Source organism: Cohnella silvisoli, assembly GCF_021190915.1.
GTDB lineage: Bacteria > Bacillota > Bacilli > Paenibacillales > Paenibacillaceae > Cohnella > Cohnella silvisoli.
In genome coordinates, this window is sequence record NZ_JAIOAP010000001.1 from 1 (window position 1) to 25,504 (window position 25,504).

Consider the following 25,504-nt stretch of genomic DNA (forward strand, 5'->3'; position numbering starts at 1 on the left):
ACACTTGTTCTTATATCTAGATTTCCGAGCTCATTATAAGTTTTTAAGGTCATGACTTCGAGCACGAAGATTCTAGGCTTCGCCTAGCCGAAATTCATCCCCTCCCTATAGAGGGAAGGGGACTTCTCCTGGAAAGCCGTTAAACAAGGGGATTCCACGAAAATATGCTATGGTGACCTGCGCTCAGATGTTGAAAAGAGTCTTGGTTATGGAGCAGACGGCGGCCTGGGGGTAGGCGTTAAATATGATTTTGGCGTCAATGTCTTCTACCGGGATGTTAAGGTTGTTGGGATGGGATTAAGAGAGGAAACAAAAGGAATATATAAAACAGCGCGCGGAGCCGAGATCGGCCAATTGAAAAGCGATATTAAAGAGTTGTACGGTGCTACATATGCCATTGATAAAGCAGAACGAAACATAGATTATTATTATGATTCAAAGAAAAAGAAATTTATAGGTGAAATATCGTTGGGCGGAATAAATCAAACAGAAGCAAAAGAAGATATTTACATGGCTTCCATTGGTTTTAATACAGAAGGAACTGCAGAAATAATCATGTTACTTGACTACAAATGGGCAACGTTGTTGAGCTAGTCGGTACCCAATAGGCATGTCATCAATGCCAGTCGCATGAGGCTGGCATTATTGGCGCGAAGCGAGCCATAGATTGCTCCCCAGAAAACGATTAACCTAAGAAGGGTGATCAGAGAGGTATGAGGAAGCAAGAGGAATTATACGAATTGTTTAAGAAGCCAACAGCGGCTTTCAGAGGGAAGCCTTTTTGGTCCTAGAATGGAACATTAGATAAAGCGGAATTGCTTAGGCAAATCCACGTCTTGCATGACATGGGCTTTGGCGGGGTCTTTATGCATTCACGTACAGGTCTTGTCACGGAGTATATGGGGGATGAGTGGTTTGATCTCATTAATGCCTGTCCCCCGATATTCCTCGTTATGGAACGTCCTGATCATTTTAAAATAGAGATAAATGGTTTTGGGGTAGAAGCGTTGGGGAACCTGGAATGGTGGGTTGATCGTTCTTTTGTGCAAATCATTATACCTTCCAATTATTGGGCGGCTGGAACGAATAAAGTTAAGCTTAAAACACTTTTCCATCAAGGGATAGACTTAGAAGCGCTTTATTTACTTGGTAAGTTTGGCGTTCAGCTTAATCAGGGAATCAGGACATTTATTAAACAGCCAGAGTTTCTTAATATCGGCTGCATCACGGAACAGGGTTTTCCTTTTTATGGTGGCAAGGTGACTTATCAAATTAATGCGGACATCGTTAATGCTGCCAATCAGCAATTAGACTCTTTAGATTCGGCTGGCAATACCGAAACATTCCTGGAAATACCCGATTTCGAAGCCGCATGTATCAAAGTAAAGATGGCTGATGGGGAAGAAAGGATGATCGCTTGGCAGCCTTATGAAGCAGCCATTTCAGATATCGCGAAACGGGGAGAAACGGCTAGTCTGGAACTCGAAGTTATATTGACGCGCCGTAACACATTTGGTCCGTTGCATCAACTGCCCTTGCATACCCCGGCTTATGGCCCTGAGAATTGGATTACGGGAGGCAAGCATTTTTCTGATGATTATGTTTTGCTGCCCTCCGGAATTCTGAGTGCGCCTAAGTTAATTAAGAAGAAACGCGGGCAGTAATGCTCAAGTGGTAGTTTACACAAGTTAGAATGAATGCTACTTTAAGAAAGTGGATAAAAATTCCAATAGGTGTATAGGATGAGTGAGCAAGTTGTTGAACAGTTTGTTGAACGTATCGATGCAGTATTCCTTCCTGTAAAAAACCTTCAAGAATCGTTGAAATGGTATCAAGATGTCTTTGGGTTTGTTTTACGTTGGAGAAACGAAAGAATGGGTGGTCTTGCAATAGCACCGAATTGTGGATTTCACCTAGTGCAAGTTTCAGACTTCCATCCTATTAATAAATACACTCCATTTAATTTTGCCGTCAAGGATGTCGAGGAAGTTAGAAATAGGTTACAAGAGAAGGGTGTTACAGTTTCTGGCTTAAGACCTGGTGAGCCTAAACGTTTTGATTTGACCGATGTAAATGGAAATATGATAAGCGTTATACAATTGTAAGGTCATACAATACTAATGCTGTATCCATTAACTTTGTTGAGCTAACGGGAAACTATAGTGGAGGGGTTTGCAGGAGGGGTAAAGTTATGCATAGGCGAGAAAAGTTAAAAAGCGTATCTTTAGGCACCCGAATAATCGCCTTTTTATGGGATTATGTTATCATTTCGGGCTACATCATCTTGCTGATCGGCGTATCTTTTCTTATACGACCTTTGTTGATTCCGCTGTTTACGACAAATCCTTTGTTGGCTGAGATCACTGGGTTTCTATTCATTACTCTACCTGTATATCTTTATTTTGCCGTATGTGAGGGATCGAAATCGCATGCTACATGGGGGAAACGAAAAATGGGGGTTGTGGTGACTGGAGTTTACGGTCAATCAATCGGACTCCGATCCTCGCTATTTCGCTCCGCCCTTAAATTCGTTCCTTGGGAACTAGCCCACTTCACCATTTGGCACATGGTCATTCCTGCTGAGTACCCCGAATCATTAATTTATTCATTATTGGCGACGGTTTACGGTCTTGCACTCATTTACTTGATAAGTCCATTATGGAGCAAAAATAAACAAACTGTATATGACATTATTTCGGGGACCGTTGTAAGATACAAAAATTAAGAATTCATCGATCTCATGCTCTGAGGTGAAGCCACTTGTATCGCAAACTGTTGATAGCAACATTAATCGTAGCACTCACCATTACGATGACTTCCTGCGGCAACGAACCGGTAAAACCGGAAGCTCAAGCGATGGCCGAGCCCTCGCTTTCCGCGACTCCTTCCCCGATTATCGTGGTTTCCCCTGCACCGGAAGAGTCGGTAGAGTCAGAAGTGTCGATCGAAACCTTGCTCCAGCGCAATTTCTCGAAAGTATTAAAGTTATCAATGGAAGAATATCATTGCGAGAGTTTGGTTGCCGTCGGCACGGATGAAGTCATACTGTCCGCTAGGAAGTACGATCCGGAGACGACGAGAATTGTCCGCGTGAATTTACGAACCGGCCAGTCGACCGTCGTATGGGAGAGCAGCGTTGAATTGATGTCTTCATACAGCTTGCGCAAGATCGGAGATGCCGTCGGATGGGACGCATATGATGCCGAAAATTCGATGAATCGTCGAACATACAGGCTGATAGGTGAACAGCTCGTAACGAATACGGGCAATGGAGATGTAAGTCCTGACGGCCATTGGTCGGTCAGTTACGGAACGGGTAACCACGGTATTTGGGGCGTCAATCAATCGACGGGAAAACAGAAGCAATGGACATCGGGAACGGAGGATTGGCAGCCGTTATGGCTGCCGGATTCTTCGGGCTTTCTGTTTCTGCACGATACGGGCGAGCAAATTGGAGATGGAGCAGGCCCGTATTACGAGCTGGCCCGGTATGATATCGCTTCGCAGAAAACGAGCATTTTGCCTTACGATAAAGCCTTTTGGGGAAGCATAGAATGGTTGGAGCCTGGCGTCTCTCTTGTTGCAAATAACGGTTTCGATGATGTCGTCGGCTTGAAAATCGTTAATTTGGAGAGCGGCATAGAACGGCAAATCGTAGATACCTCCGATTACGAATATTTAAGAAGCGTCGTTGAGCCGATCTCGAAGCAGTTATTCATTAGCGATCAAGGATCGTTCAAGTTCTATGGTTCGGACGGTGAGGTTAAGTCCGAGGTTGCATGGCCGACCGGCTTAGACGAGTATTCGGGCATTAACACAGCAACACCAGACAGTCCGGACCAGCCGCTGCATTATTACGAAAGCGAGAGGGAAGGCGGAAGGTTCGGTCCTTCGCAGTTTCAATTTTCGCCCGATGGTACGCGACTTGCTTATTTGCTCGGTGCGATCGGGGTTAGCTCGGCCGACGTCGTTGAGGGTACCCAAATCGCGCTGGCCGACAATGATGGGAAAAGAACGAAGCTATTAACGCAAGATTACATGCAGATTAGCGAATATCAATGGACGCCTGATGGCGCTCATCTCGTCGCGCTCATCTCCCCGCCGTCAGATCCGATGCAAGCTTATTTAGGGGTCATTGATCTTTGAGTTAACTAACTGCACTAGAAAGGCCATCCCGCAAAGGATGGCCTTTCACAACTTTGCCGGCTTTTCGCTACCTCGATTTCTTCCGGCGCTTGCTAACCCCCATGGCAGACGGAGAATCGTAAAATTTCTTCGGCTTAGATAGATTTGGCTCCGCAAGATTGCCGCACGACCAGCTCCGCTTCGATGATTACGGATTTTGGATCCATTTGTTTATTAATCATGTCGTACAGCATCATGGCGGCCAGTTTACCCATCTTCTCCTTATCCTGCTTGACCGAGGTAAGGGCGGGATCGGTATATTGGCAAGCCAGAAGATCGTCGCAGCCAATCAATGCGATGTCATCGGGAATGCGAAGCCCATGCTCTCTGATGGCCCGAAGGGCTCCGAAGGCTAGAAGATCGGTTACGGCAAACAGCGCTTTCGGCAGTTGACCGCGGGCGATCATCGCTTTCATAGCCCTATAGCCGCTTTCCTCCTCGAAATCGTCGCTATAGACGAACCAATCGGGATTCATGTTTAATCCGAACATTTCGAGGGACTCCTTGAAAGCGACTTCCCTCGTCGTCGTAACTTCACTAACGCGATTGATGCCTAAGAAACCGATATCCCGGTATCCCGACATGTAGAAATGCTCGACGACCCGCGAGGAAATCTTGGCATTGTCGGACATAAGGTAGGCGGAATTGTCTCCCGATAATCGAATATCGATGCCGATGCATGGGATATCGCTGCGATCGAGCATATGGATGCTCGGCTCTACTTGGTCGCCCGCGATAATAATACAGCCTTCGACTTGGAAATGGCGGCAGCGCGCCCAATAATCTTCTTTTTCCTGGGAAAATTTCTCGTTGGAGAAGAAGAGGAGATCATAACCGAGCACGCCGATCTGTCTCTTAAACGCATCGAGAACGCTGATAAAGAAAGGATGGCTTAGATCCGAATTCAATTCGCCCGCGAACACGACTCCGATGAGGTTGGATCTCTTGGTCGCCAACGTTTTGGCCGAAGAGGAGGGCTTGTACCCGGTCTCCTCCATAATTTTAAGCACCCGCTGCTTGGTATCCTCTCCGACGTCCGTATAGTTGTTCATAATCTTCGATACTGTCGCTACGGAAACCCCGGCCATTTGAGCGATCGTCTTTATATTCATAAGTCTAAGGTTCTCCTTGAAATCAGATGTGTGTCAGCTATTTCTAAACCGGTTTCGTAACGTTTCGTTTAGTAGTTATGTAACCATTGTAATTTCATTGGTTATACGAGTCAACAAAAGCTTGATAGGGAAAGGAGTTTAACATTTTTGAAAGTCTTTTGTAAAAAAAATCTAAAAATTTTCCCAACTCCTCTTTACAAAATCGAAAATGGTTGGAATAATAAGGATGAAGTTACGAAAGCGGTTTCGTTTGCGTTTTCAAAATTAATTAGGGGGAAATATCATGTTGAAAAAAGTTACAGGATTGCTTATGGCTATCGTTATGGTCGTCGTTCTGGCTGCTTGCGGCGGAGGAAACGATGATAAAGCGTCATCCAACTCGCCTTCGGCTTCCAGCCCGGCTTCCAACTCAGCGGAACCATCCAAAGAAGCTCCTGCCGAGAAGGTAACGCTTAAGATCATTCACTGGATTAACGAACCGGTAAACAAGTATTACGAGGAATTCAACAAGAAGTTCACGGAGCGTTACCCTAATATTACGGTCGACTATCAAGTCGTGCCGTCCGATGCAACTTACGATCAGCTCCAACAAACCCGGATCAACGCCAACGATACGGACCTTCTCGCCCTTAAGAGCGGTTTCGCTCCCATTCCGCAAGAATGGGCGGCCGGCGCGCAAGATCCGCTGTGGAAGCAATGGATCGATACGGGTCTGATCGCGGATTTGTCCAATGAAGAATTCGTCAAGAGTTACAATCCGGTTGACGTTCAGAACTCGACGACCTACAACGGCAAAGTGTACGGAATCAACATGGGGAAAGTGGCTTTCTCCGGACTGTATTACAACAAGAAAATTTTCGCGGACAATAATCTGAAGGTCCCGACCACTTGGGATGAGTTCAAAGGCGTCGTAGATGCCTTGAAAGCGAAAGACGTTACTCCTCTCGGTTTTGCAGGCAAAGACATTTGGCCTTATAACCTCGCAGTACAAGGCTTGTCCGCTTCCGTAATCAAGGATCAAGGTGAATTTATTAAAGGACTGTGGACGGGATCCACGAAATTCACCGACGCTAACGCGCTTGAAGTGTTGGAGAAGGCGCAATATTTGCTGCAAAACTCCATTGACGGAGTAATGGGAATCGATTATGCCTCGCTGCCGAGCTTGTTCGCTAGCGGCAAGGTTGCCATGATCGCCGATGGTACATGGAATGCGCCAACGCTCAAAGGCTTGGACCCTACCCTTGAATTCGGCTACTTCCCGATTCCGGGCAGCAACGATGCCGCGCAGAACGGTTCTCTTGCCGGCAAATACGATATGTCGTGGATGGTCCTCGAGAAATCTAAGAACAAAGACGCGGCTTTGAAGTGGTTGGCTATGCAGTCCGAACCGGAGAACTATGCCGCCTTCGCCAAAGCTTCGGGCTTCCTTCCGACGCAGAACGTACAGGTAGAAGATCCTTTCATTAACGAAATCTCCCCTTATCTGGCTAACTTCAAGCTGGCATGGGACCAATTGTTCATTAACCGCCAGAATGCGGGCGAGCATGTCAGCGGCTCCAGCGTGCATGCGGAATTCCTTTCCCCTGCAGGACCGATCAAGACGCCTAAGGAATTGGCTGAGCTGTCGCAGAAGGAATGGGATGCGGCGAAGTAACAAATCGGAAGATGAATAGCAGTAGGCTGGCGGGGTCTGAAGCTGTATTCAGGCCCCGTACTGCCTTTCAGAAATGAAACTGAGAGGTGTATAGGATGTACCCATTCGGAAGAGGAATCGCGAGGCATTTGCCAATGGCCTTGCTCATGCTGCCGCTTCTGTTATATGTCATATTTGCTTTTGGACCTTCCGTGGCGACCGTGTTTTTCTCTTTCACGAATGCGACGGGCCTGCCTGGAGCGGAATGGCACTTCGTCGGATTCAAGAATTACGACAGGCTGTTCAACTCTTCGGACCAAGCCGAACGGTTCCGTTCCATCCGCAATTCGTTGCAGTTCGCTTTTTTAGTCGTTTTGGTTCAGAATGTCGTAGGCTTGTTCATGGCACTGCTCGTCAATCGGAAGCTTCGGGCAGATTCCTTCATCAGGGCGACTTACTTCCTGCCCGTCGTCCTTGGCGTAACCGTCTCCGGTCTCGTCTGGCGCATGATGATGAATCCACTCGGAGGGCCCTTAACCGAATTGTTCAAGAAGCTGCATCTCGATACGGGTTTTCTGTCTAGCTACGGTGCCTCCTTCGAGTGGGTTATTTTCGTGCAAATATGGATGTATATGGGGTATTCGATGACGATTTTCCTAGCCGGTCTCCAATCCATCCCTAAGGATTTGTACGATGCGGCGTATATAGACGGCACCAGCCGATGGCAAGCGTTCCGTCACGTGACGTTCCCTATGATCGCTCCGTCAACTACCGTCAATTTGCTGCTTTCCATTATCGGGGCCTTGCAGACGTTCGATATTATTTATGTCCTGACGAATGGCGGGTTTAATACCCGAACGTTAGCATTCGATATTTACCGCGATGCTATAGCGAACAATACGACGGCTGATTACGGCCTTGCTTCGGCAGGCGCGATGGTGCTGTTCCTGTTCGTATTCGCAATCGCGCTCGTTTCTTTGGTGGCCTTGCGAAGAAGAGAGGTGGACTTGTGAACCGGGAATCCAGATGGCTGTTGTCCACTCGTTATTTGATCGTGCTAGCTGTTCTGATCATTTATTTAATCCCGTTATTTTATTTGTTTAATGTGTCCATGAAAACCCAAATCGAACATTTGAAATCCCCGGTCGGCCTGTTCGAACAATTCCGGTTCAGTAACTTTTCGACCGCCTGGAAGCAGGGGGATTTCTCGAAATATATATGGAACAGCCTTCTGTATACGGTCGTTTCGACCCTATTGTCCATTCTGCTTTCTTTGTTCGCGGCGTTCCCGATCGCGCGAAGGTACGTGAAGTTTTCCAATCTTATCTATTTGTTCTTCACGATGTCGCTTTTCTTGCCGAATCCGCTCGTTCCCCAATTCTGGCTTGTTAACGAGCTGGGCATGTATAACGAGCAATGGGGTTATATTCTGCTCCGCACGGGAGGAACGGGCATTGCGTTCCTCATGTTCGTCGGATATATCAAGTCGGTATCGCGGGAGCTGGACGAAGCGGCCGCGATCGACGGCTGCGGTTATTTGCGCTACATTTTCCAAATTCTCATTCCTCTAGTGAAGCCCGTTATGGCGACGGGAGTCATGCTCACGGCGATCGGAGTATGGAACGACATCATCGGCCCGACGATCTACTTATCGGACAACGATTATCAGCCTATAACGCGAGGTTTGTTCGCCTTCTACGGACAATATTTGAACAATTGGCCGCTGCTCGGGTGCGGGATCATCATCGTAGCCGGTCCTCTGATCGTTCTTTACGTGTTCATTCAACGTTTCTTGGTCAGCGGTGCGCTGGCGGGTTCAGTCAAAATATAAAACAGAAAGTTGTGGGATGAATGGGCGACAGCAAGAAATTCCCTGATTCGTTCGTGTGGGGCGTCGCCGCCTCGTCCTATCAGATCGAAGGCGCTGCCGATAGAGACGGCAGGACTCCTTCGATATGGGATACGTTCTCCGAGACTCCGGGGAAGGTGTACGGCGGACATACCGGCGCTCTGGCTTGCGAGCATTACGTGCGATACCCGGAAGATGTTCGGTTGATGGCGCAGTTAGGCGTCAAGCATTACCGGTTTTCCGTTTCCTGGTCGAGAATATTTCCCGAGAAGGGCGTGCTTAACGAACGGGGGCTTGCGTTCTATCGCTCCTTGCTGGAGGAAATGGAGAAGCACGGGATAACGCCGCTGTTGACTCTGTATCATTGGGACTTGCCCCAATGGATTCAAGACGAGGGCGGTTGGGTGAATCGGAACACCATCGACTATTATTTGGATTACGCCCGCGTGATGTTTGCGACTTTCGGTGCCGACGTTCCGATCTGGAATACGATTAACGAGCCTTGGTGCGCGGCCATTCTCGGTTATGGTGTCGGGGTGCATGCTCCCGGGCATACGAATTGGCGGGAGGCGATCGTTGCCGCGCATCATCTGTTGCTTGCCAGCGGATTAGCGATTCGCGAATATCGGAAGTTCGGATTAACCGGTCGCATCGGAATTACTTTGAATCTGGACCACAATGACAGCGCTACGGAAGATGAACGAGACGAGGCGGCGCGCAGACGGCATGACGGCCACTTGAATCGATGGTTCCTGGATCCCCTGTATAAAGAAGATTATCCGGAAGATATGAAAGCTTGGTACCATCCCCGAATCGGAGAGTTCGATTTCATCGTTCCGGGAGATATGGAGATCATCGGCGAACCGGGAGATTTCCTGGGGGTCAATTACTATACCCGGACGGTCATTCGAGAGGGGAACGACCATCCCGTGCTCCTGACGGAACAGGTCGTCCAGGAAGGGTGCGAGGTAACGGACATGGGGTGGGAAGTCCATCCTGAATCGCTATTCAAGCTGTTATGCCGCATTCGCGACGACTATGCAGATATTCCTATTTACATTACGGAGAACGGGGCCGCGCAAGACGACCATATGGTAGACGGCAAGATTGAGGACGCGGATCGGATTCGCTATTTGCAAGCTCACCTGGAGCAAGCGCTCCGCTTCATCCGTATCGGAGGCAATTTACAAGGCTATTATTTGTGGTCGTTTCTCGATAATTTCGAATGGGCGTACGGTTACGGCAAGCGTTTCGGAATCATCCACGTCGATTTCGGGACGCAAATTCGCACTCCTAAGCAAAGTGCTTATTGGTATAGAAACGTGATGCTGGCGGGCGGGTTGCCTGGATCGGACTAAATCGTTAACGAATAAAGCCGATGGAAAAGACATCTTCGTATGGAGGTGTCTTTTCTCATTTCTGTAAAAAGTGTGAATACGGAAACCTATTCGGTGAAGGATAAGTACACACGATAAAACTTGTTTAAATGGAGATGGGCAGACCGATGAGTGAAGCGCGAAAGAAAGGTTTTTTTTGGTCTTGGGGCCTCTCCATTCATCGGAATCGCTGGATCATAGTGTTGGTTTGCGCGGCACTTTTCTTTGGTTTTGGCTTATATGCCCGGAAGGTGCCGGAGCTGCTCAAGGATAACGGCTTTGCTCCTCGCGGCAGCGATTCCGACCATGGCTATACCCTGTTGCAAGATAAACTCGGGTTTGCCTCTTCGGCGATCACCTTGGTGTACACCAGCGATACGCTGGATTTGACGAGTCGCCGTGAAATCTCCGTCATTCTCTCTTCTCTAGATGAACTCCGAAAGCTTCCGTATGTCAGTAACGTGAAACTAAATGAAACGCCGCGTTTAACCCAGCGCAGCGGTATTCAATCGGTTCACATCGAGCTTGCTCTAGGCAAAACCGAAGCCTTAAACAATTACCCGGAACTCCGAGACCGGATCCGCGCGCCTGCCGGGATGGAGGTGTTCGTGGATGGTCCGACGGCAATCATGTACGATATTCAGCAGGCGACGAAGAAGGACTTGTCCAAATCGGAGATGCTGGGTTTGCCGGTCGCCTTGGTTGTGCTGATATTGATTTTCGGAACGTTATGGGCGGCAATCCTTCCCTTGATTGTAGGAGTAATGAGCGTTACCGTTACGTTGGGAGCGTCTTATTTTATCGCGGAGAAATACTCGTTATCGAATTTTATGCCCAATATGGTGACGATGATCGGGCTTGCGATCGGCATCGATTATGCGTTGTTTGTCGTCAGCCGGTTCCGCGAGGAGCTTGTGCGTCAGCGTGCGGTCAGCACGGCGGTGGCGGCGACTTGCCGGAAGGCGGGTAAATCGATCTTCTTTTCCGGTTTCGCGGTCCTGATTAGTATGCTCGGCATGCTGTTCATCGATCTTCCGGTCATGCGCGCCTTTTGTCTAGGAGGTGTGCTTGTCGTTCTGGCTTCCGTGTTGTTGTCGAATACCTTGCTTCTGGCGTTGCTCGGCATATTGGGCCACAAAATCAACAGCCTGGCATTATTCCCCGCATTGCAGCGCAGACGGCGAAATTCCACGGCTTGGGAACGAATCGCTTTCACCGTTATGAAACGTCCGGTTTTTCTTGTCCTGCTCATGAGCGGAATTCTGATTCTGCTGATGCTGCCGATTGGCGGCATGAAGCTAGGTGTCCCGAACGCCGAGGTGCTGCCGCCGGCTTATGAGTCCAGGCAGGGATCGGATTTATTGAAGCAAACGTATGATAGCCGGGAGGCCAACCCGATTCAGATCGTCGTCGAAGCACCGGGGTCTATATGGGGCATAGAAGCGGTCCGGGAAGTCCAGGCTTATTCGGAACAAATTCGTGCTCATTCCGGTATTACGAGTGTCAGAAGCTATATCACCGTTCTGGGAAATCGTTCGCCGGATCAAACGGCTGCAATGCTGCAGAACGATTCCATCAAGAGGCAATTGGAGGGGCAGAAGCTTGCCAAAGGGAATGCCGCGCTCATTGTAGCGGTTCCCAAGTCCGATCCGGAGTCAGCCGAAACCGCCGGACTGATACGCGAGCTTCGAGGATTCGATTCGGGCGGTCTTCATTCTTACATCACGGGTGTGGCAGCTAATCGTGTCGACATCATGGATCGAATCGATCGCGGGCTCCCGACTATGGCCGGATTCGTGATGGCGATCACCTATTTGGTTCTGTTCGTTGCCTTCAAATCGGTGCTCCTGCCGCTCAAAGCCGTGATGATGAACGTGCTTAGCCTTGGGGCCAGCATGGGTATCGTCGTGATCGTATTTCAAAACGGCTTGATGGCGAACGTGTTGCACATCACTTCCATTGGCTACGTGAGCATTGTTTTGCCGGTAACGATTTTCTGCGTGGTGTTCGGCATTTCCATGGATTACGAGGTGTTCTTGATCTCGAGAATTAAGGAGGAGTACGAAAGGACGGGAGATAATGAGCAGAGCACCGCAGTCGGACTGACCAAAACCGGCGGTCTGATTACCAGCGCGGCGTTGATCTTGATCGTCGTCGTCGGTTCCTTCGTTTTCTCGGACATCGAGATCACCAAAGCGCTCGGCGTCGGCTTGTTCAGCGCCATCTTCATCGACGCTACGTTCATTCGCGTCATCGTCGTTCCGGCTCTCATGAAATTGCTCGGCCGCGCGAACTGGTGGGTTCCTTTTTGGAATAGATAAGGCTACATAAGCTCTTGGTGCATTGTCGGTAAAATATTAAATGAGAATTACACTCGAATGAAGTATCCATCGGAAGATGGGTTATCGTGGTGCTAAGATATAAATGGGGAGCTGAAAGGCAGTAGTTTAAAAATTATAACTAATGCGCTATAATTATAACGTATTAGTTATAATATTAATGGTTTTGAATAAGATAGTGTGTAAGGGGTCGTTTCGGTGTATAAGTTTGAATTTGCCAGTTTGCCTGAAGTCAATGCTTTCCTAGAAGACATTGAGGATAGGAAAAACAAAGGTGACAAACATGCAAGAATTATGTTTGAGAAGATAGCTTATTGCATTGAGCGTGTTCGTCTACAGGGAACTCGTGCCGGAATAAAAATTATCAAGGACCTCAAGGGCAAGGAAAATGATAACCTGTATGAATTGAGACCACTCGACGAAAGAATATTTATGTGTCTATGGAACGGAAATCACTTTATCATGTTGTCTCATTACACGAAGGATGCAAACGAAACAGACGATCTTGAGTTGGCTAAGGCAAGACGCTTGAGGGACAAATATATGAGGGAACATCCTTTTGAGGGAAAAGATAAAAAGAGCGGGAGGAGATGATACTCATGAGAAGTTGGGATGACACAGTCAACGATATGAGCCCAGAGAGTCAAAAGGAGATTGAAATCATTCGCAAACGGGCTGCAATGGTGGTTACATTGATAGAACTAAGGGAAAGCAAGGGATGGACACAAGCAGAGTTGGCGGGAAGAGCAGGGATGAAACAATCCGCAATTGCCCGGTTTGAAAGTGATACAACTGCACCACGTATTGATACAATCATCAGAGTGGCTATGGCTCTCGGTGTGGATATTACCTTGATGCCATCCGATCATTCAGGTCATCATCAAGCTGCGGCTGTGGCGTTGGCATAGCTGAAATCAACCGATTCTTATCCAAGCAAATGACCCAAACGAGTAACCCTCTGTCTTCGTGACAGGGGGTTTATTTTAAGAGAGTTACGATTGTGTCGAGAAGGTTCGTGCTAGCAATGTATTTGGATGAATTACACCGACTGAGCAATAATAGATTAGATGCCTTTATGCGCTGAATCCGGATCATCTTGTGCTCCTTCACTCTCTCACGCCCTTTCCTTTGCTATAATCTATAATAGTGCATGAAGCTGCTATAAATGACTAAGGAGTAAATACACTATGAAGCTAACTGAAATAGAAAATCATATTTCACCCGTCATACTGAGGAGAGGGCAACAATATCGCGAGGATGGAAATATCATTGAACTAGAGGAAGTAGATGAAGGAGTCTACCATGCGGAAGTGGAAGGCAGCGACATTTATGAGGTTAACGTTAGGTTGGATGCGGGAGGGCATATTCATAGTAGCTGCGACTGTCCCTTTGATATGGACGTGATGTGTAAGCATGAGGTAGCCGTACTTCTTGAGATAAGAGCTATGGTTGCTGCGCCTAGAGAATCGAAGCCCAAAGCGAAGCTCTCCGATCAAGTGTCCGCACTAAGTAAAGACCAATTAGTGAAGCTGCTGCTGGAGTATGCCTATGACATTAGGGAAGTGAAGCAGAGATTGGATCTCTACTTTATCGCCTCTAATGGAGGGAACGAAGAAGATGATCTTAAATCATACGTGAAAATCATTCAGTCCTATATTAAGCAGAATGCGGAGCGGGGAGGATTTGTTCCTTATCGAAATGTATCCAAAGCCATACAAGGCGCTCAGTTGGTGCTAGAGAAGGCTTCGAAAGCTGAGGAGAATGGAGACATTTTACTTGCTGCAAGAATAACCATCTGTGTGTTGCATGAAATGGTCGAATTGATCCAATCGAGTGATGATTCTTCTGGTTACGTAGGGGACCTTATTAATGAGTGTCTTGGGTGGGTTAACGACTTTTCTAATTCAGGACAATCCCTAACACCGAGTGATAGAAATTCGTTGTTTCATATGCTGCTTCATGCGGCGAAACACCCAGGTATGGGGGAATGGGATGAGTGGAAGTTATCATTGCTGGAAAATTCTTTACAACTAGTGACCGATGCACAGGAGAGGCAAGAGTGGGAGGAATGCGTTAATAGGCTGGGGACGGGTGCTGATACTTATTTGGCCAAGAAGGCTGCGGTGCTTAAATATCAATTGATTCAAAGGTACGACAGCAAGGAGCAAGCGGCCCAGTTCATAGAAGTGAATAGAGGACTTGAGGATATCCGTCAGCTAGCGATTACTGCAGCGATCTCGCAGAAGAACTATGAGGAAGCGCTGAGACTTGCCCTAGAAGGAGAGCAGCAGGACGCTGATAGGAGATTGCCAGGGCTGGTCATACAGTGGAAAAAGAAACGGTTGGAGGTATACAAATTAACGAATGCGATAGAGCCTCAACGTCAACTGACCGAAGAGTTTGCTTCTAGCGGAGAATATCCCTATTACCTTCAATTGAAGGAATTATATTCTTCTAAGGAGTGGACGGCCGTCTATGCGCGAGTCTTGGCAGAGTTAGAGAAGGGGAAAAGGTGGGGCTCATCCTCGACTTACACGAAGGTGCTCATTGAGGAGAAAGAGACTCTGAGGTTACTCCAATATGTAAGCCAGAACCCCGAAACTGTGGTGCAGTTCTATAGTCATCTTACCGGTCAGTATCCGAATGAGGTATACGAGATATTTCGGAAGCAGATTGAAGAATCCCTAGCAGCAGCCTCCAATCGGAAGGCATACCAGAATAGTTGCCAAATCATTCGCGTGCTCATGAAAGCCGGCGGGAAGGAAACGGCTAGAGAGATCATAGCGAGCGCTCGGCTTCGTTATTCTAATCGGCCTGCTCTTATGGATGAGTTGAATTCGGTGTGAAGGGGAGGCAGCTTTTGAATAAGAATTTGAAGCGGGATCAACGCCTTGAAGTCGCCAAACGTTGGATTAGTGAATACAAGGGGAATAAATGGATTAGCAGCTATCGCAAGCGCTATGGAATATCGTCGGAATGCGCGATTCAGGAGCTGCTTCTGCTGCAAGTTCCACTGACAAAAGAAGAGATAATAAACGGTCGAAAAGGCGCACGAGCTAGAAGCAGAAAAGCAAAGGAGAAAGCACTGAGGATTGCCAGATCGGAGAAGAAGAGAAATAAGAAAACAGGATCCATTAAAATAGATGTTCCCTGGCAAGATGAAACCTACTTCTACATTGCTGGGTACACGGACTGGGGATTTCCTTACGGGATTACCTGGGAAGAGAATGAACGAATGAATAACGATTATAGTCTGTTTCGAACTTTGCCTCCTGAAGATTCGAAGGAGGAAGAGATTTATCCTTGGGAATGATCATAGAAAAAATGTTGGATTGATATATACGAAGACGCATGCCATATCGGCAAGTATCTTGCTGAATCTAATTATATTGGGCAAGGCCGCGCGCCATACCTTGGCTAGCGCGAAAAGAAAAAGACCGGTTGCTGCCGGTCTTTCCAATGTTCACGATTTTCGTTATTTTCTTACCGGGAAGTGAATTCCTTTGAGGCTGCTTCTTCATCGTAGAGAGGTTTTAGAGAAGCCAACTTCAGCACCCGGAACACATTATTGAGGACTTTAGCCGTGATCGACTCGTCTCCGGCTTCGATTCTTGATATATGCGCTTGATTTGTGCCGGAAAGTTCTGCAAGCTTGGTTTGCGTATATCCCATCTGCATTCGACGAGCGAAGACCAAATTTCCAATGACAACGGAATAGCTATCCAGGTAATCCCCCATGCCCGGAAGTTTGCGAACTTCAGCTTTCAAATCTGCGAAGTCTTGACCGAGTTTACGTTCAGTCATGGTTCTTCAACTCCTTGTAGGTTAATGTATTTCTCGGGATTCTTAAAGAAATCCGGTAAAAGAGCTTCGGTGGCCGCTACAGCCGCTTCAAATTCGGCTCCTCAACCCCATAACGGGCTAGCGCCTTAGAAGCCGATTCTTGCATACGGCGCTTGAGGTTCTCGCTTTCCACGATCCTTACCCGCTTCCCCAGAAACCGTATTTTGGACAGCAGAAATTCGCTTTCGTCTCCAAGGAATGTAACCTGAATCCGATAAGTGTCCGAACTCTCTTCGTAGCTCACTGTTTTCTCGAAGCAGGAAAATGCATATAGAATCCGAGAAAGTTCCGGGTTATATGTCCGAACTACTTCAATGGCTGCTTGCTCTTGACGGCTGTCCAGTAGATCGGCAAGCTTAGCTTTCAGCATCTCGACACGGTCGGATGGAAGTGACACTTCTTCGACGGAGACGATGTTCAGAAGCTTTGTTGACATCAACATATGATGGTGGGTGTTATACCAAATCAAATACCACTCCCGTTTGATCATGGAGTACTCCAATTTGTAAGGGAATCCGGTCTGATCGGATTTTACGCCGCCATGCTTGATTCGGTAATTGAGACGTATGCCGCCACTTCGTATCATAATCCGGCGCAGCGTACGTAGAAGCGGATGATAGACCTGCCGCTCATGGCTTTTGACTTTCTCAATAATGACATCACTGATTTCTGTATTCGCTTCTGCCTTCAGCAGCAGTTGGAGCTTTGCTAATGTCCCCGCTGTAAAGGCATCGGATGAGGCCGGATGTTCCAATAAGGTCTTTAGCCAGCCCCGCTCCTGAGAGGTTAGGGCTAAGGAACCCGCTTCATCTAAGCGGGAGATAACTTGGTAATTAAAGATCTTCTCGAAGAGGTTCATAGTAAGTTTGTATCTCCTTCCATTCGGCGATGAATTCCCGGCGAAGTGAAGCTGGCTCAATTACTTCACAGCTAGAACCGAAGCTGCGCAGCCATGGCTTGATCTCGAATATTCCGTTAACTGTAATCTCATAGAGAAACGTAGAGTCCGTCTCCTCTGTAATCGTTCCCCACTGTCCCTGAGACAGTACTCGCTCCTTGACGAAGTTGGCCCCAGACCTGTCGGGATTATAAAAACGGGCCACAACCCTCACGGAGCGGCCGGTATCGGTCACCCAACTGTGCCTCAGTTGTTCCTCTAAGTTAGCGAGTTTATGTGAAAACTCCTCCTCTGGAACGGTATCGCCTTCCTCGATTTGTGTCAGTCCCTCCATTCGGAACTTCATAATCCCTTGTCGGGAGTTATGGCCGATCAGGTACCACCGTCCATATTGGTGATCGTATACGACCCGAAGGGGAAGGAGCATCTCTGCAACGCCTTCTGTCTCACGTTCGAAGAGCGGATTCGTATTTTTGGAGGAGTAACTTTTAGTCCGCTTTGGCGATAAGTAAAGAAAACGCAACTTCCTTCTTTGCCGGATGGCTTGAAAAATAGTATATAAATGCGCTTCATCGAGAATGCGAGAATGATAATGGTACTTATAGAGAAACGGCTCTGTCACGGTCGCATCCATGCTACGCTGTCGGAGCGCCTTCTTAAGATTATCACGAAGCAGATAGCCTTGAACGGATGGAACCTGCGTATTGGCCATGATATCAACGAAGTCAAATAGATCAATGAGCTCTTCATCGGATAATTGGGTAACCAAGTCATTCGCAGCCTTATAACGATAAGGACGACCGCTCTCGGACCTAACGATAACACCGATCTCTTCCAAGTATTTGAGATCACCGCGAATCGTTTTTTCGTCAGGGAGCGAAAAGTCGTCAGGCATACTGCCACTACATGCATCCATCACTTCCATGGCGGTCAAGGACTGAAGTTGTAGAGTAGTCAATATTAAGGATAATCGAATGCTTTCCGACTCTTTGAGCGACTTGGCACGAAAAAGAAAGAGAAGCAGCGGATCGGCGGATTCATAGTAATTGTAACGAAGACCCTCTGATAGTTCTTTTCCTTGATCCCGCGGGAGGCGCTGATAAACGGTACTCATGATCTCTTTGAGATATCGCAGCGTTTTATCAAAGGTATGAACGGATATCCCGAGGCGTTCTGCGAACTGCTGTCGGCTGTAAGCACCACCCGCGAGTGCAAGCATACGGAGGAATTGAATTTCTTTATCGAAGCTTTCTCTGGCCACTTGCGTTCCTCCAACTCTTGTCCGATCATGTCATTACGCCTATTGTAACAATGTTGGATGTTATGGGAAATGGAAACATTTTTATCCGTCGCCATACTTTCGCCCTGTTCGCGACTATAAAAATAAGCGAAGATCAAGAAGTGAAATCGGAGCCGCAAGGTGAAGATTCACAGTCATCATTGTAGCATGGGGGTGTAAGGAAATGATTCAGCTCTTCCAATCGTTCGAGAGTAATATGAAGCTAGTAAATAGTGAGCATCATAACGGTAATCAGAGGCAGGAGCCTCATTTCGCCTACACCAAATATCATATTCAAGTTCTTTACAGACGCATTTACCTATTGGCTAATCGGTTGTGTTCAACAGCCTAACTCTTTGCCGGTGGTTCTACATAAGCGTTCTTGTAAAGACTACTTGAAGCCGAGTGGTCTTTTTCTATGGCTAATTAGCCAAGGGAAAAGATCGAACGGGCAGGGGGTAGTCTTTCTTTATCCCCATCAAAGTACATACGATATGAAAAAATTGAGAAGGTATGGTGATTACAATGAGAAGCAATAAACAATGGCACGACCAGCCAATCAAACATTGGTTTAATCGAGAGACCATGATTCATCTCTTTGGTTTCCTAATGCCTCATAACCCCTTAGGTAGTCGATCCACGATACAACGAAGTGGGACGCAGCTTTATAAGCGGCACTTTCCAACGTTGACCGGGTGAATTTCACCCTCTACTCGTGTATCGAGAGCTACCTGAAATCCGGACACTCTGTTTACTGCCTAAGGGCAGAGGCAGAATCGGTGAACAGGTAGCTTTTTATTTTGTTTGATGATGGAGACCATGGCGAAAAGGCGAACGCGGCGGATTGTGACTCCGTTAGTACCAGTTCGAGTCTGGTTGGTCTCCCCAACTATTGCCTGATAGCTAAGTGGTAAGGCAGATGACTTTGAATCATCGATCGCAGGTTCGATTCCTGCTCGGGCATCCAATATTATGGATAGGCGTAATCAGATAGGCTGCTGTTTCGGCGGTTAACAGATCAAGCGGGAGAGACCCGCTCCTATCCGCCATCGGGATGTAGCTCAACTTGGTTAGAGCGCTTGCCTTGGAAGCAAGAGGGCGCAGGTTCGAATCCTGCCGTTCCGACCATCATTTGGCGTGGTGGTGAAAATGGATGAACACACGGGCCTTTCACGTCCGGATTTGCGGGTTCGACCCCCGTCCACGCCTCCAATATAGGGTTGTAGCTCAATTGGTAGAGTACCTGACTGTTAATCAGGATGTTGCAGGTTCGAGCCCTGCCTACCCTGCCATGGGGGTATAGTTCAACGGTAGAACATCGGTCTCCAAAACCGTCGGTGTAGGTTCAATTCCTGCTGCCCCTGCCAATTCTTTAAGGAAAATGGAAAAATATCTCTTCATCGTCATACTTCCGCCATGTTCGCGAAATTCCAAATGAGCGAAGATAAGAGCAAAGAATGACAGGAGCGAGGCGCTAGAGAGGGCTACTTCTTCCAAAAGTATAGGGGCGGTAATTACCGGCTTGCTGGTGTGCCGCGTGCCTTCTCAACACATTTCCTCGCTCTTTCACAATTACATAACAACCGGCGAGGCGCCGGGGAGGGTTCCTTCGCCACTAAAGCGCACAGAAATCCCATGGGCATTATGGCAGGTTCGAGTCCTGCAGTTTACCTTCCCCGCCTTTTCCTCGCCGGCACCATTATTAGGAGGCAATAATTATGAGCTTTGCAAAAAAATTATTCACGGCCTTCAGGCCGACTACTCTGAACAAGGACGGCTATCCAGCCTATGTCCGCTCTGCGGAAGAGCAATATGTGCAGACTTTGGTGACCAATACATTCGGCAATACCTTCTATGCGGATCAGCACGAGCTTCTGTCGGAAGCTGGGGAGTTACATCACGCGATGGCGCAAAGCAATCCACAATTCATGGCCAAAGCGATCGTCTATGCTCGAAACGAAGGGTATATGCGCTTGCAGCCGTTGTTCGGATTGGTTGTGTTGTCCGCTTACCGACCTGACTTGTTCGCGAAGATTTTCATGAAGGTTGTGCGGATTCCGTCCGATTTGTCCGATTTTCTGACGATCTTGCAAGGGTTGAGACGTGGGGAAGGCGGCCGTGCAGTCAAGCGGCAAGTCAACCGGTTCTTATCCGGCGTGTCGGAATACTGGGCGATCAAGTACAACGGGAGGGGACGGGGTTACAGCTTGGGAGATGCGATTGCTACAGCTCACCCCAAACCTACAGACCTCAAGCAGCAAGCATTATTCCATTACTTGCGTGGTCAAGATGCCAACCTGTCGTTGCTCCCCCAAGTGGACGCGTTAGAGCAACTGAAGCGTGCGACTACCGAAGCGGAGAAGATGCATTGGATTGATACAGGCAAGTTGCCTCACGAGGTAGTCACCGGTGCAATCAAACCTACAAAAGCGGTTTGGAAAGCGTTGCTCCATCAAATGCCGACATTCGCATTATTGCGTCATTTGAATGCGCTTGAGCGTGCTGGTGTATTCGAAGATCGATACAATCTCGAAGCAGCGGTTAGTCGCTTGACCGATCAACGCGCTTTGCAGAAGGCGAAGATTCTTCCATTCCGATTCGCCAAGGCGTTCCGGCAGGTCAATCATCCGGTACTGCGCGATGCGCTTCGGGATGCGGTTGAGTATACGTTCTCCAATCTGCCGGACATGGAGGACAAAACAGCGATTTTCCTCGACATATCGGGCTCAATGAACGGCGAGTATTTGCAGATTGGTTCAGTGTTCGCGCTGGCCTTGTACAAGAAGACACAAGGGAATTCCTTGTTCTGGCTGTTCGATACCGAGGTGGAGGATGCCAGACCGTCCCGGCGTGATAGCATTCTGACGCAGGCCGATCGGATTCAGGCACGTGGAGGTACGGATACCGGCGCGCCAATCCGGAAGCTGCTTGCGGAGCGTCGCAAGGTCGACCAGATCGTCATCATCACGGATGAGCAGCAGAACAGCGGCAGCCCGTTCTACGAAGCGTTGCTGAAATATAGGTCGAAAATCAACCCGAGTGTAAAGGCGTTCATTATCGACATTGCCCCTTACCGAAATGCTATGGTGCCTCCGCAAGACCGCAATACGTTCTACATCTACGGATGGAGCGATACGGTGCTCAGCTACATTGCTCAGACGGCGAAGGGGTATGGATCAATGGTTCAACAAATCGAAGCGATTGTGCTAGATACGGCAGATTAAGTGAAGCCGACTGGCCATGGATGCAAGCTCATTCATGGCCAGTCGGTTTGATTGGGGGAGATGGAATGTCTACGATTCATGAGGTAATTAAGCAAGAATTAAATAGGCTGGAGCAAGAGGAACGAATCCGCATCCTGTATGCCTGCGAGTCGGGAAGCAGGGCTTGGGGCTTTCCGTCTCAGGACAGCGATTATGATGTCCGATTCATCTATATACGGCAAACCGATTGGTACTTGTCCATCTTCGATAAGCGGGATGTGATCGAACGGCCAATCAGCGACAAGCTCGATATTAGCGGCTGGGATCTGAGAAAGGCGCTTAATCTTTTCCGGAAGTCCAACCCGCCGCTGCTCGAATGGCTGCAATCTCCAATTCTTTATACCGAGAAATACAGTGTAATGGAGCAAATCCGCACGGTTTCTCCGCTCACTTTTTCGCCGAAGTCGTGTTTATATCACTACCTGAACATGGCCCGAGTCAACTACCGGACTTACTTGCAGGGAGAACGGGTGAGAATCAAGAAATACTTCTATGTACTGCGACCCGTTCTTGCTTGTGAATGGATCGAAAAATACGGCGAGATGCCGCCGATGGAGTTCAATGTGTTGGTAGATCGGCTCATACCGAAAGGTGGCGATCTCTCGCTGGAAGTGCAAAAGCTGCTCCTCCGTAAGAAATCGGGAGAGGAATTGGACTATGAGCCGAGGTTGAACCCAATCAATGATTACCTTGAAGAGCGATTACGTTATTATGCGCAGTCAGTTGGGTCAATGAAAGCAGGGGAAGCTAGGCTTGATGAAAGTCTCGATGACCTATTCCGCTCTGCCTTACAGGAAGTGTGGGGTTAAGATTTACGTGTGTCAAAAAGTAAAAGTCGGGGTGAATAGAACATGCTACATTTTTTTAAGAACGGAACACTATACCCTTGGGTGGGTAAGCCTTCCATATAAGATACAATAAAATCGCAATTGAACGGGCTTGTCGGGCTCACGGACGATAAGCTTACTGATGATGAGGAGTTTTGGGCAGGGCATCAGTTTCGTTGGGTAGCTGGAGGAATAGACGGTGCTTTCGGCCATCACTCGGGTGGCGGGAATGAAGAAGCGAATGTTAAAGAGATGGTTCAATTACTCGCCAAGCAAAGCAGAAAGCCAAGTAACAAAACAAGGCGAGCTACTTACCTGAAACTGATGCAGAAGGATGTCATAAGCGTCATTGACCCGTTGCTGGAAGCCCTGCGCAAGCACCCTGGGATTAATGTGCAGAATCTGTACAACGAAGTATTTTGGTTAGCGGAAACAGGGGCTCACCGTAATGTGGTGAAGTTTGGAATTGCGCTGCTCGGCCAGTTCGAAACCGAAAATCACAGAGATCTCGTGCTAACTCTAGGGAAACACGACGAGTTTACGCTTTATTCAGCAGTAGCCATCCAAAACAGTTTGGAATCGGCAAATGAGGCTCTATTTGAACTTGCCAAGTCCGTGAACGGTTGGGGAAAAATTCAGCTGGTAGAGCGACTCGAGCCTGATACACAGGAGATTAAAGATTGGCTATTGCGAAAAGGCTGTCAAAACAGCGTGATGTATGAATATTTGGCATTCACTTGCGCACAAAAAGGAGAACTTCATATCGCGCTGAAAAACAGGCAGGTGGATCTCGAACTATATGTGGGAGCGAGTGACATTATCTCTGCCTTAATCACCGGAGGTCCAGCCGAAGATATGGATGACTACGAGCATGCATCGTTAGTTGTGGGGGAATACCTGAGGCTTGCACGAACAATGTGTACGACGGTTCCTCAGCTTACCGTGATTATCGACATTTTGGATTTTCTTGACCAAGACGAAGATTGTTGGAGTGCGCGGTACTCCAAGGGTTGGACAGAGGAATCTCGAAATCGTTACAGGCTGCTTTGCCAAGGGATCATTTCTGATGAAGGTTGGGCGGCAAAAGTATGGGAAGACATACACTCCGGCAGCAACAGGTCCCAATATTCCGCTATTCGGGCTGCTAAAGCGCTCGGTTTAGATATATGGCCTGAGTTGTTTAAGCAGTTGCAACAAACTCCAGAGAACGGTTCATTGTACTTTGAACTGATGCGAACGGAGAATAGCGAGCGGGTAAAGAAATTGGTTGCTCATGCGGAGGAAGCATTGCCTTTATCGGATATTGCATCCGGTCCTAGTGAAGAGATGGGACTTGGGCCAGGATTTGAGCCTCATAGTGCATTGGATTCCTTGGTGCAAGATTTGGATCGGCATGTGGGTGTTGGCAGGAAATTGATCGAGACGGCACTGCAAAGTCCAGTTGTGCGGAATCGAAATATGGCTTTAAAAGCTTTAGAAGCATGGCCCATAGCGTCCTGGGGTGATTCCCTGATCTCGAAGGTAAAGAAATTGGCTGAAGTGGAACCGGATTCTTCTGTAAAAGAAAGAATAGAGAAGCTAATGCAAGAGAACGGGATTTAGGCAGTTTAATAGATAGGGGAAGATAGAATTGGCTATTGTAAAAGTAAAATCTACGAATCCGAAGTTTTCTTTCCTTATCAAGAAGAATCCGGGAATAGGGATGTTGCTAAGGAGCGTTCGCCAAGGAATGGCTTATGGGTGGTATGCCGATGACGCTACCTTTAACGTGTATTTCAAGGATGCGGATAACGAAATATCCTACAAACAGCATGCGGATGAGAACTTTGAATATTTGAACGTATCCCGTTATAACACGCCGTTATTTCCGCTGAATGCGATCAACGAGTTTTTCTCCACGCCTTTTAAGGCGCATGATGAGCGGGATGTGGAGGGGTATGAGCATACTTTCTTCATCAATCTGATTCATATCGAACTGGTGCGTTACATCGACTTTTTCGAAAAGCATCTGAAGGACTATACGTTCACCATCCAGCATCAAGCTCATAAAAGCTACTCCCTGACGATTACTACGCGCAGAAGTTTATATCACCTGCTTCATGTTGCCAGTGTATTGTGCTTATTCCTGTCTATGTTCGGCAACGAGTATATCGACATCTCGGATTCCATACTGGACAAGTATCTTCGAAGCTTTATCGTCATTGATGCGCCGTTCTATATCCGCAGCCTGTTCGTGAGGAACTTTCTGTCCTCTAGGGAGCGGTTCAAGAAATATAGGGTGGAAATCGAACAAACCAGCCGTTATTATATCTCGTTCGAGTATGGCGGGACCGCGATGCAGCGGAGGAATTTTATCGCAAACGCTCTGCCGTTTAACAAGGCTATTCTCGATATCGGCTGCGGAGAGGGATTCTACGCGATTCCGTTCGCCGGTAAAATCGAGAGCACCTATTATGCGGTCGATATTAATGAGGATTTACTTGAAGTCGTCACGCGCAAGGCTGCATCGAAGCAGGTCGATAACATCGCGACGCACCGTTCCATCGATCATTTTCTGGAGTCCTATAATGGTGAACAAGTCGATGTTATTTTGACGGAAGTCATAGAGCATATGAGCCAGGGAGAAGCCGAAGCGCTTATTCGCCAGGTTTGCAGCCAGGTGGATTTCGACAGATTGATCATTACGACGCCTAACGCCGATTTTAACCGTTACTATGAACTGGACGGGTTCAGGCATGAGGATCACAAGTGGGAAATGGGCCAAGAGGATTTCATGCAGTGGTTCACTCTAGTGGTTCAAGGGTTGGATGTGGAATTTGAGTTAGTTGCGATTGGTGATGGTGTTAACGGTATTCAGACCACTCAGGGTGTCATTGTCCGCAGGAAGGGGGATTAGAGCG

Annotated in this window: 22 protein-coding genes and 6 tRNA genes; 24 read left to right on the plus strand and 4 right to left on the minus strand. The window is 47.9% G+C overall.

Going from position 1 to position 25,504, the window contains the following annotated elements:
- Nucleotides 1-291 precede the first annotated feature (291 nt).
- The 5 genes from K7P76_RS00005 (at nucleotide 292) to K7P76_RS00025 (ending at nucleotide 4,146) form a co-directional block, all read left to right on the plus strand.
- On the plus strand, nucleotides 292-594 hold the full coding sequence (locus K7P76_RS00005; RefSeq protein ID WP_232182021.1) for a hypothetical protein: 303 nt from the start codon (nucleotides 292-294) through the stop codon (nucleotides 592-594).
- Nucleotides 595-866: 272 nt separating this feature from the next.
- Nucleotides 867-1,664: a hypothetical protein gene (locus K7P76_RS00010; protein WP_232182022.1), complete on the plus strand. Its 798-nt coding sequence runs from the start codon at nucleotides 867-869 to the stop codon at nucleotides 1,662-1,664.
- Nucleotides 1,665-1,742: 78 nt separating this feature from the next.
- Nucleotides 1,743-2,105, plus strand: coding sequence for a VOC family protein (locus K7P76_RS00015; protein ID WP_232182023.1), 363 nt, complete (start codon nucleotides 1,743-1,745; stop codon nucleotides 2,103-2,105).
- Nucleotides 2,106-2,191: 86 nt separating this feature from the next.
- Entirely contained in the window at nucleotides 2,192-2,725 is a 534-nt protein-coding gene (locus tag K7P76_RS00020) for an RDD family protein (protein ID WP_232182024.1), read from the plus strand.
- Nucleotides 2,726-2,760: 35 nt separating this feature from the next.
- Entirely contained in the window at nucleotides 2,761-4,146 is a 1,386-nt protein-coding gene (locus K7P76_RS00025; RefSeq protein ID WP_232182025.1) for a TolB-like translocation protein, read from the plus strand.
- A gap of 134 nt (nucleotides 4,147-4,280) precedes the next feature.
- On the opposite strand, the gene K7P76_RS00030 is transcribed toward K7P76_RS00025, so the two are convergent.
- A complete protein-coding gene (locus K7P76_RS00030; RefSeq protein ID WP_232182026.1) occupies nucleotides 4,281-5,297 on the minus strand; it encodes a LacI family DNA-binding transcriptional regulator in 1,017 nt (338 codons plus the stop codon).
- Nucleotides 5,298-5,580: 283 nt separating this feature from the next.
- On the opposite strand from K7P76_RS00030, the gene K7P76_RS00035 reads away from it, so the two are divergent.
- From K7P76_RS00035 to K7P76_RS00075, 9 genes are all read left to right on the plus strand, one after another.
- On the plus strand, nucleotides 5,581-6,951 hold the full coding sequence (locus tag K7P76_RS00035) for an ABC transporter substrate-binding protein (RefSeq protein WP_232182027.1): 1,371 nt from the start codon (nucleotides 5,581-5,583) through the stop codon (nucleotides 6,949-6,951).
- A 95-nt stretch (nucleotides 6,952-7,046) separates the two neighbouring features.
- Nucleotides 7,047-7,943 (plus strand): carbohydrate ABC transporter permease, encoded by an 897-nt coding sequence (locus K7P76_RS00040; RefSeq protein WP_232182028.1) that lies wholly within the window; start codon nucleotides 7,047-7,049, stop codon nucleotides 7,941-7,943.
- Entirely contained in the window at nucleotides 7,940-8,761 is an 822-nt protein-coding gene (locus K7P76_RS00045) for a carbohydrate ABC transporter permease (protein ID WP_232182029.1), read from the plus strand. The genes K7P76_RS00040 and K7P76_RS00045 overlap by 4 nt, the downstream gene beginning before the upstream one ends.
- A 20-nt stretch (nucleotides 8,762-8,781) precedes the next feature.
- Complete coding sequence (locus K7P76_RS00050) at nucleotides 8,782-10,137, plus strand: GH1 family beta-glucosidase (RefSeq protein ID WP_232182030.1); 1,356 nt, start codon at nucleotides 8,782-8,784, stop codon at nucleotides 10,135-10,137.
- Nucleotides 10,138-10,283: 146 nt separating this feature from the next.
- Nucleotides 10,284-12,476, plus strand: a complete 2,193-nt coding sequence (locus K7P76_RS00055) for an MMPL family transporter (protein WP_232182031.1) — start codon at nucleotides 10,284-10,286, stop codon at nucleotides 12,474-12,476.
- A gap of 216 nt (nucleotides 12,477-12,692) precedes the next feature.
- Complete coding sequence (locus K7P76_RS00060) at nucleotides 12,693-13,088, plus strand: type II toxin-antitoxin system RelE/ParE family toxin (RefSeq protein WP_232182032.1); 396 nt, start codon at nucleotides 12,693-12,695, stop codon at nucleotides 13,086-13,088.
- Nucleotides 13,089-13,093: 5 nt separating this feature from the next.
- Nucleotides 13,094-13,402, plus strand: a complete 309-nt coding sequence (locus K7P76_RS00065) for a helix-turn-helix domain-containing protein (protein ID WP_232182033.1) — start codon at nucleotides 13,094-13,096, stop codon at nucleotides 13,400-13,402.
- 279 nt (nucleotides 13,403-13,681) lie between these two features.
- On the plus strand, nucleotides 13,682-15,340 hold the full coding sequence (locus K7P76_RS00070) for an SWIM zinc finger family protein (protein WP_232182034.1): 1,659 nt from the start codon (nucleotides 13,682-13,684) through the stop codon (nucleotides 15,338-15,340).
- Between the two features lie 14 nt (nucleotides 15,341-15,354).
- On the plus strand, nucleotides 15,355-15,807 hold the full coding sequence (locus tag K7P76_RS00075; protein WP_232182035.1) for a hypothetical protein: 453 nt from the start codon (nucleotides 15,355-15,357) through the stop codon (nucleotides 15,805-15,807).
- 170 nt (nucleotides 15,808-15,977) lie between these two features.
- Here K7P76_RS00075 and K7P76_RS00080 read toward each other — a convergent pair whose 3' ends face one another.
- From K7P76_RS00080 to K7P76_RS00090, 3 genes are all read right to left on the minus strand, one after another.
- On the minus strand, nucleotides 15,978-16,298 hold the full coding sequence (locus K7P76_RS00080; protein WP_232182036.1) for a helix-turn-helix domain-containing protein: 321 nt from the start codon (nucleotides 16,296-16,298) through the stop codon (nucleotides 15,978-15,980).
- Between the two features lie 76 nt (nucleotides 16,299-16,374).
- Nucleotides 16,375-17,196, minus strand: a complete 822-nt coding sequence (locus tag K7P76_RS00085) for a WYL domain-containing protein (protein ID WP_232182037.1) — start codon at nucleotides 17,194-17,196, stop codon at nucleotides 16,375-16,377.
- Entirely contained in the window at nucleotides 17,171-18,496 is a 1,326-nt protein-coding gene (locus K7P76_RS00090) for a helix-turn-helix transcriptional regulator (protein ID WP_232182038.1), read from the minus strand. The genes K7P76_RS00085 and K7P76_RS00090 overlap by 26 nt, the downstream gene beginning before the upstream one ends.
- A gap of 831 nt (nucleotides 18,497-19,327) precedes the next feature.
- Between K7P76_RS00090 and K7P76_RS00095 the strand changes: the two genes are divergently transcribed.
- The 10 genes from K7P76_RS00095 to K7P76_RS00140 all read left to right on the plus strand — a co-directional run bounded on the left by K7P76_RS00095 (nucleotide 19,328) and on the right by K7P76_RS00140 (nucleotide 25,500).
- Nucleotides 19,328-19,402, plus strand: a tRNA-His gene (locus tag K7P76_RS00095).
- 5 nt (nucleotides 19,403-19,407) lie between these two features.
- Nucleotides 19,408-19,481 (plus strand) — tRNA-Gln (locus tag K7P76_RS00100).
- 83 nt (nucleotides 19,482-19,564) lie between these two features.
- Nucleotides 19,565-19,642: transfer RNA gene (locus K7P76_RS00105), tRNA-Pro, on the plus strand.
- Between the two features lie 6 nt (nucleotides 19,643-19,648).
- A tRNA-Glu gene (locus K7P76_RS00110) sits at nucleotides 19,649-19,726 on the plus strand.
- A 4-nt stretch (nucleotides 19,727-19,730) separates the two neighbouring features.
- A tRNA-Asn gene (locus K7P76_RS00115) sits at nucleotides 19,731-19,806 on the plus strand.
- A gap of 1 nt (nucleotide 19,807) precedes the next feature.
- Nucleotides 19,808-19,881, plus strand: a tRNA-Trp gene (locus K7P76_RS00120).
- 351 nt (nucleotides 19,882-20,232) lie between these two features.
- Nucleotides 20,233-21,738, plus strand: coding sequence for a TROVE domain-containing protein (locus K7P76_RS00125; RefSeq protein ID WP_232182039.1), 1,506 nt, complete (start codon nucleotides 20,233-20,235; stop codon nucleotides 21,736-21,738).
- Nucleotides 21,739-21,803: 65 nt separating this feature from the next.
- Nucleotides 21,804-22,586 (plus strand): nucleotidyltransferase domain-containing protein, encoded by a 783-nt coding sequence (locus tag K7P76_RS00130; protein ID WP_232182040.1) that lies wholly within the window; start codon nucleotides 21,804-21,806, stop codon nucleotides 22,584-22,586.
- Between the two features lie 120 nt (nucleotides 22,587-22,706).
- On the plus strand, nucleotides 22,707-24,206 hold the full coding sequence (locus K7P76_RS00135) for a limonene hydroxylase (protein ID WP_232182041.1): 1,500 nt from the start codon (nucleotides 22,707-22,709) through the stop codon (nucleotides 24,204-24,206).
- Between the two features lie 28 nt (nucleotides 24,207-24,234).
- Nucleotides 24,235-25,500, plus strand: coding sequence for a class I SAM-dependent methyltransferase (locus tag K7P76_RS00140; RefSeq protein WP_232182042.1), 1,266 nt, complete (start codon nucleotides 24,235-24,237; stop codon nucleotides 25,498-25,500).
- Nucleotides 25,501-25,504: the final 4 nt, after the last annotated feature.

Coding starts and splice junctions, on each gene's coding strand:
- K7P76_RS00005 (WP_232182021.1), top strand. CDS start 292: ATGGGATTAAGAGAGGAAACAAAAGGAATATATAAAACAGCGCGCGGA.
- K7P76_RS00010 (WP_232182022.1), top strand. CDS start 867: ATGCATTCACGTACAGGTCTTGTCACGGAGTATATGGGGGATGAGTGG.
- K7P76_RS00015 (WP_232182023.1), top strand. CDS start 1,743: ATGAGTGAGCAAGTTGTTGAACAGTTTGTTGAACGTATCGATGCAGTA.
- K7P76_RS00020 (WP_232182024.1), top strand. CDS start 2,192: ATGCATAGGCGAGAAAAGTTAAAAAGCGTATCTTTAGGCACCCGAATA.
- K7P76_RS00030 (WP_232182026.1), bottom strand. CDS start 5,297: ATGAATATAAAGACGATCGCTCAAATGGCCGGGGTTTCCGTAGCGACA.
- K7P76_RS00035 (WP_232182027.1), top strand. CDS start 5,581: ATGTTGAAAAAAGTTACAGGATTGCTTATGGCTATCGTTATGGTCGTC.
- K7P76_RS00040 (WP_232182028.1), top strand. CDS start 7,047: ATGTACCCATTCGGAAGAGGAATCGCGAGGCATTTGCCAATGGCCTTG.
- K7P76_RS00050 (WP_232182030.1), top strand. CDS start 8,782: ATGGGCGACAGCAAGAAATTCCCTGATTCGTTCGTGTGGGGCGTCGCC.
- K7P76_RS00055 (WP_232182031.1), top strand. CDS start 10,284: ATGAGTGAAGCGCGAAAGAAAGGTTTTTTTTGGTCTTGGGGCCTCTCC.
- K7P76_RS00065 (WP_232182033.1), top strand. CDS start 13,094: ATGAGAAGTTGGGATGACACAGTCAACGATATGAGCCCAGAGAGTCAA.
- K7P76_RS00070 (WP_232182034.1), top strand. CDS start 13,682: ATGAAGCTAACTGAAATAGAAAATCATATTTCACCCGTCATACTGAGG.
- K7P76_RS00080 (WP_232182036.1), bottom strand. CDS start 16,298: ATGACTGAACGTAAACTCGGTCAAGACTTCGCAGATTTGAAAGCTGAA.
- K7P76_RS00085 (WP_232182037.1), bottom strand. CDS start 17,196: ATGAACCTCTTCGAGAAGATCTTTAATTACCAAGTTATCTCCCGCTTA.
- K7P76_RS00125 (WP_232182039.1), top strand. CDS start 20,233: ATGAGCTTTGCAAAAAAATTATTCACGGCCTTCAGGCCGACTACTCTG.
- K7P76_RS00130 (WP_232182040.1), top strand. CDS start 21,804: ATGTCTACGATTCATGAGGTAATTAAGCAAGAATTAAATAGGCTGGAG.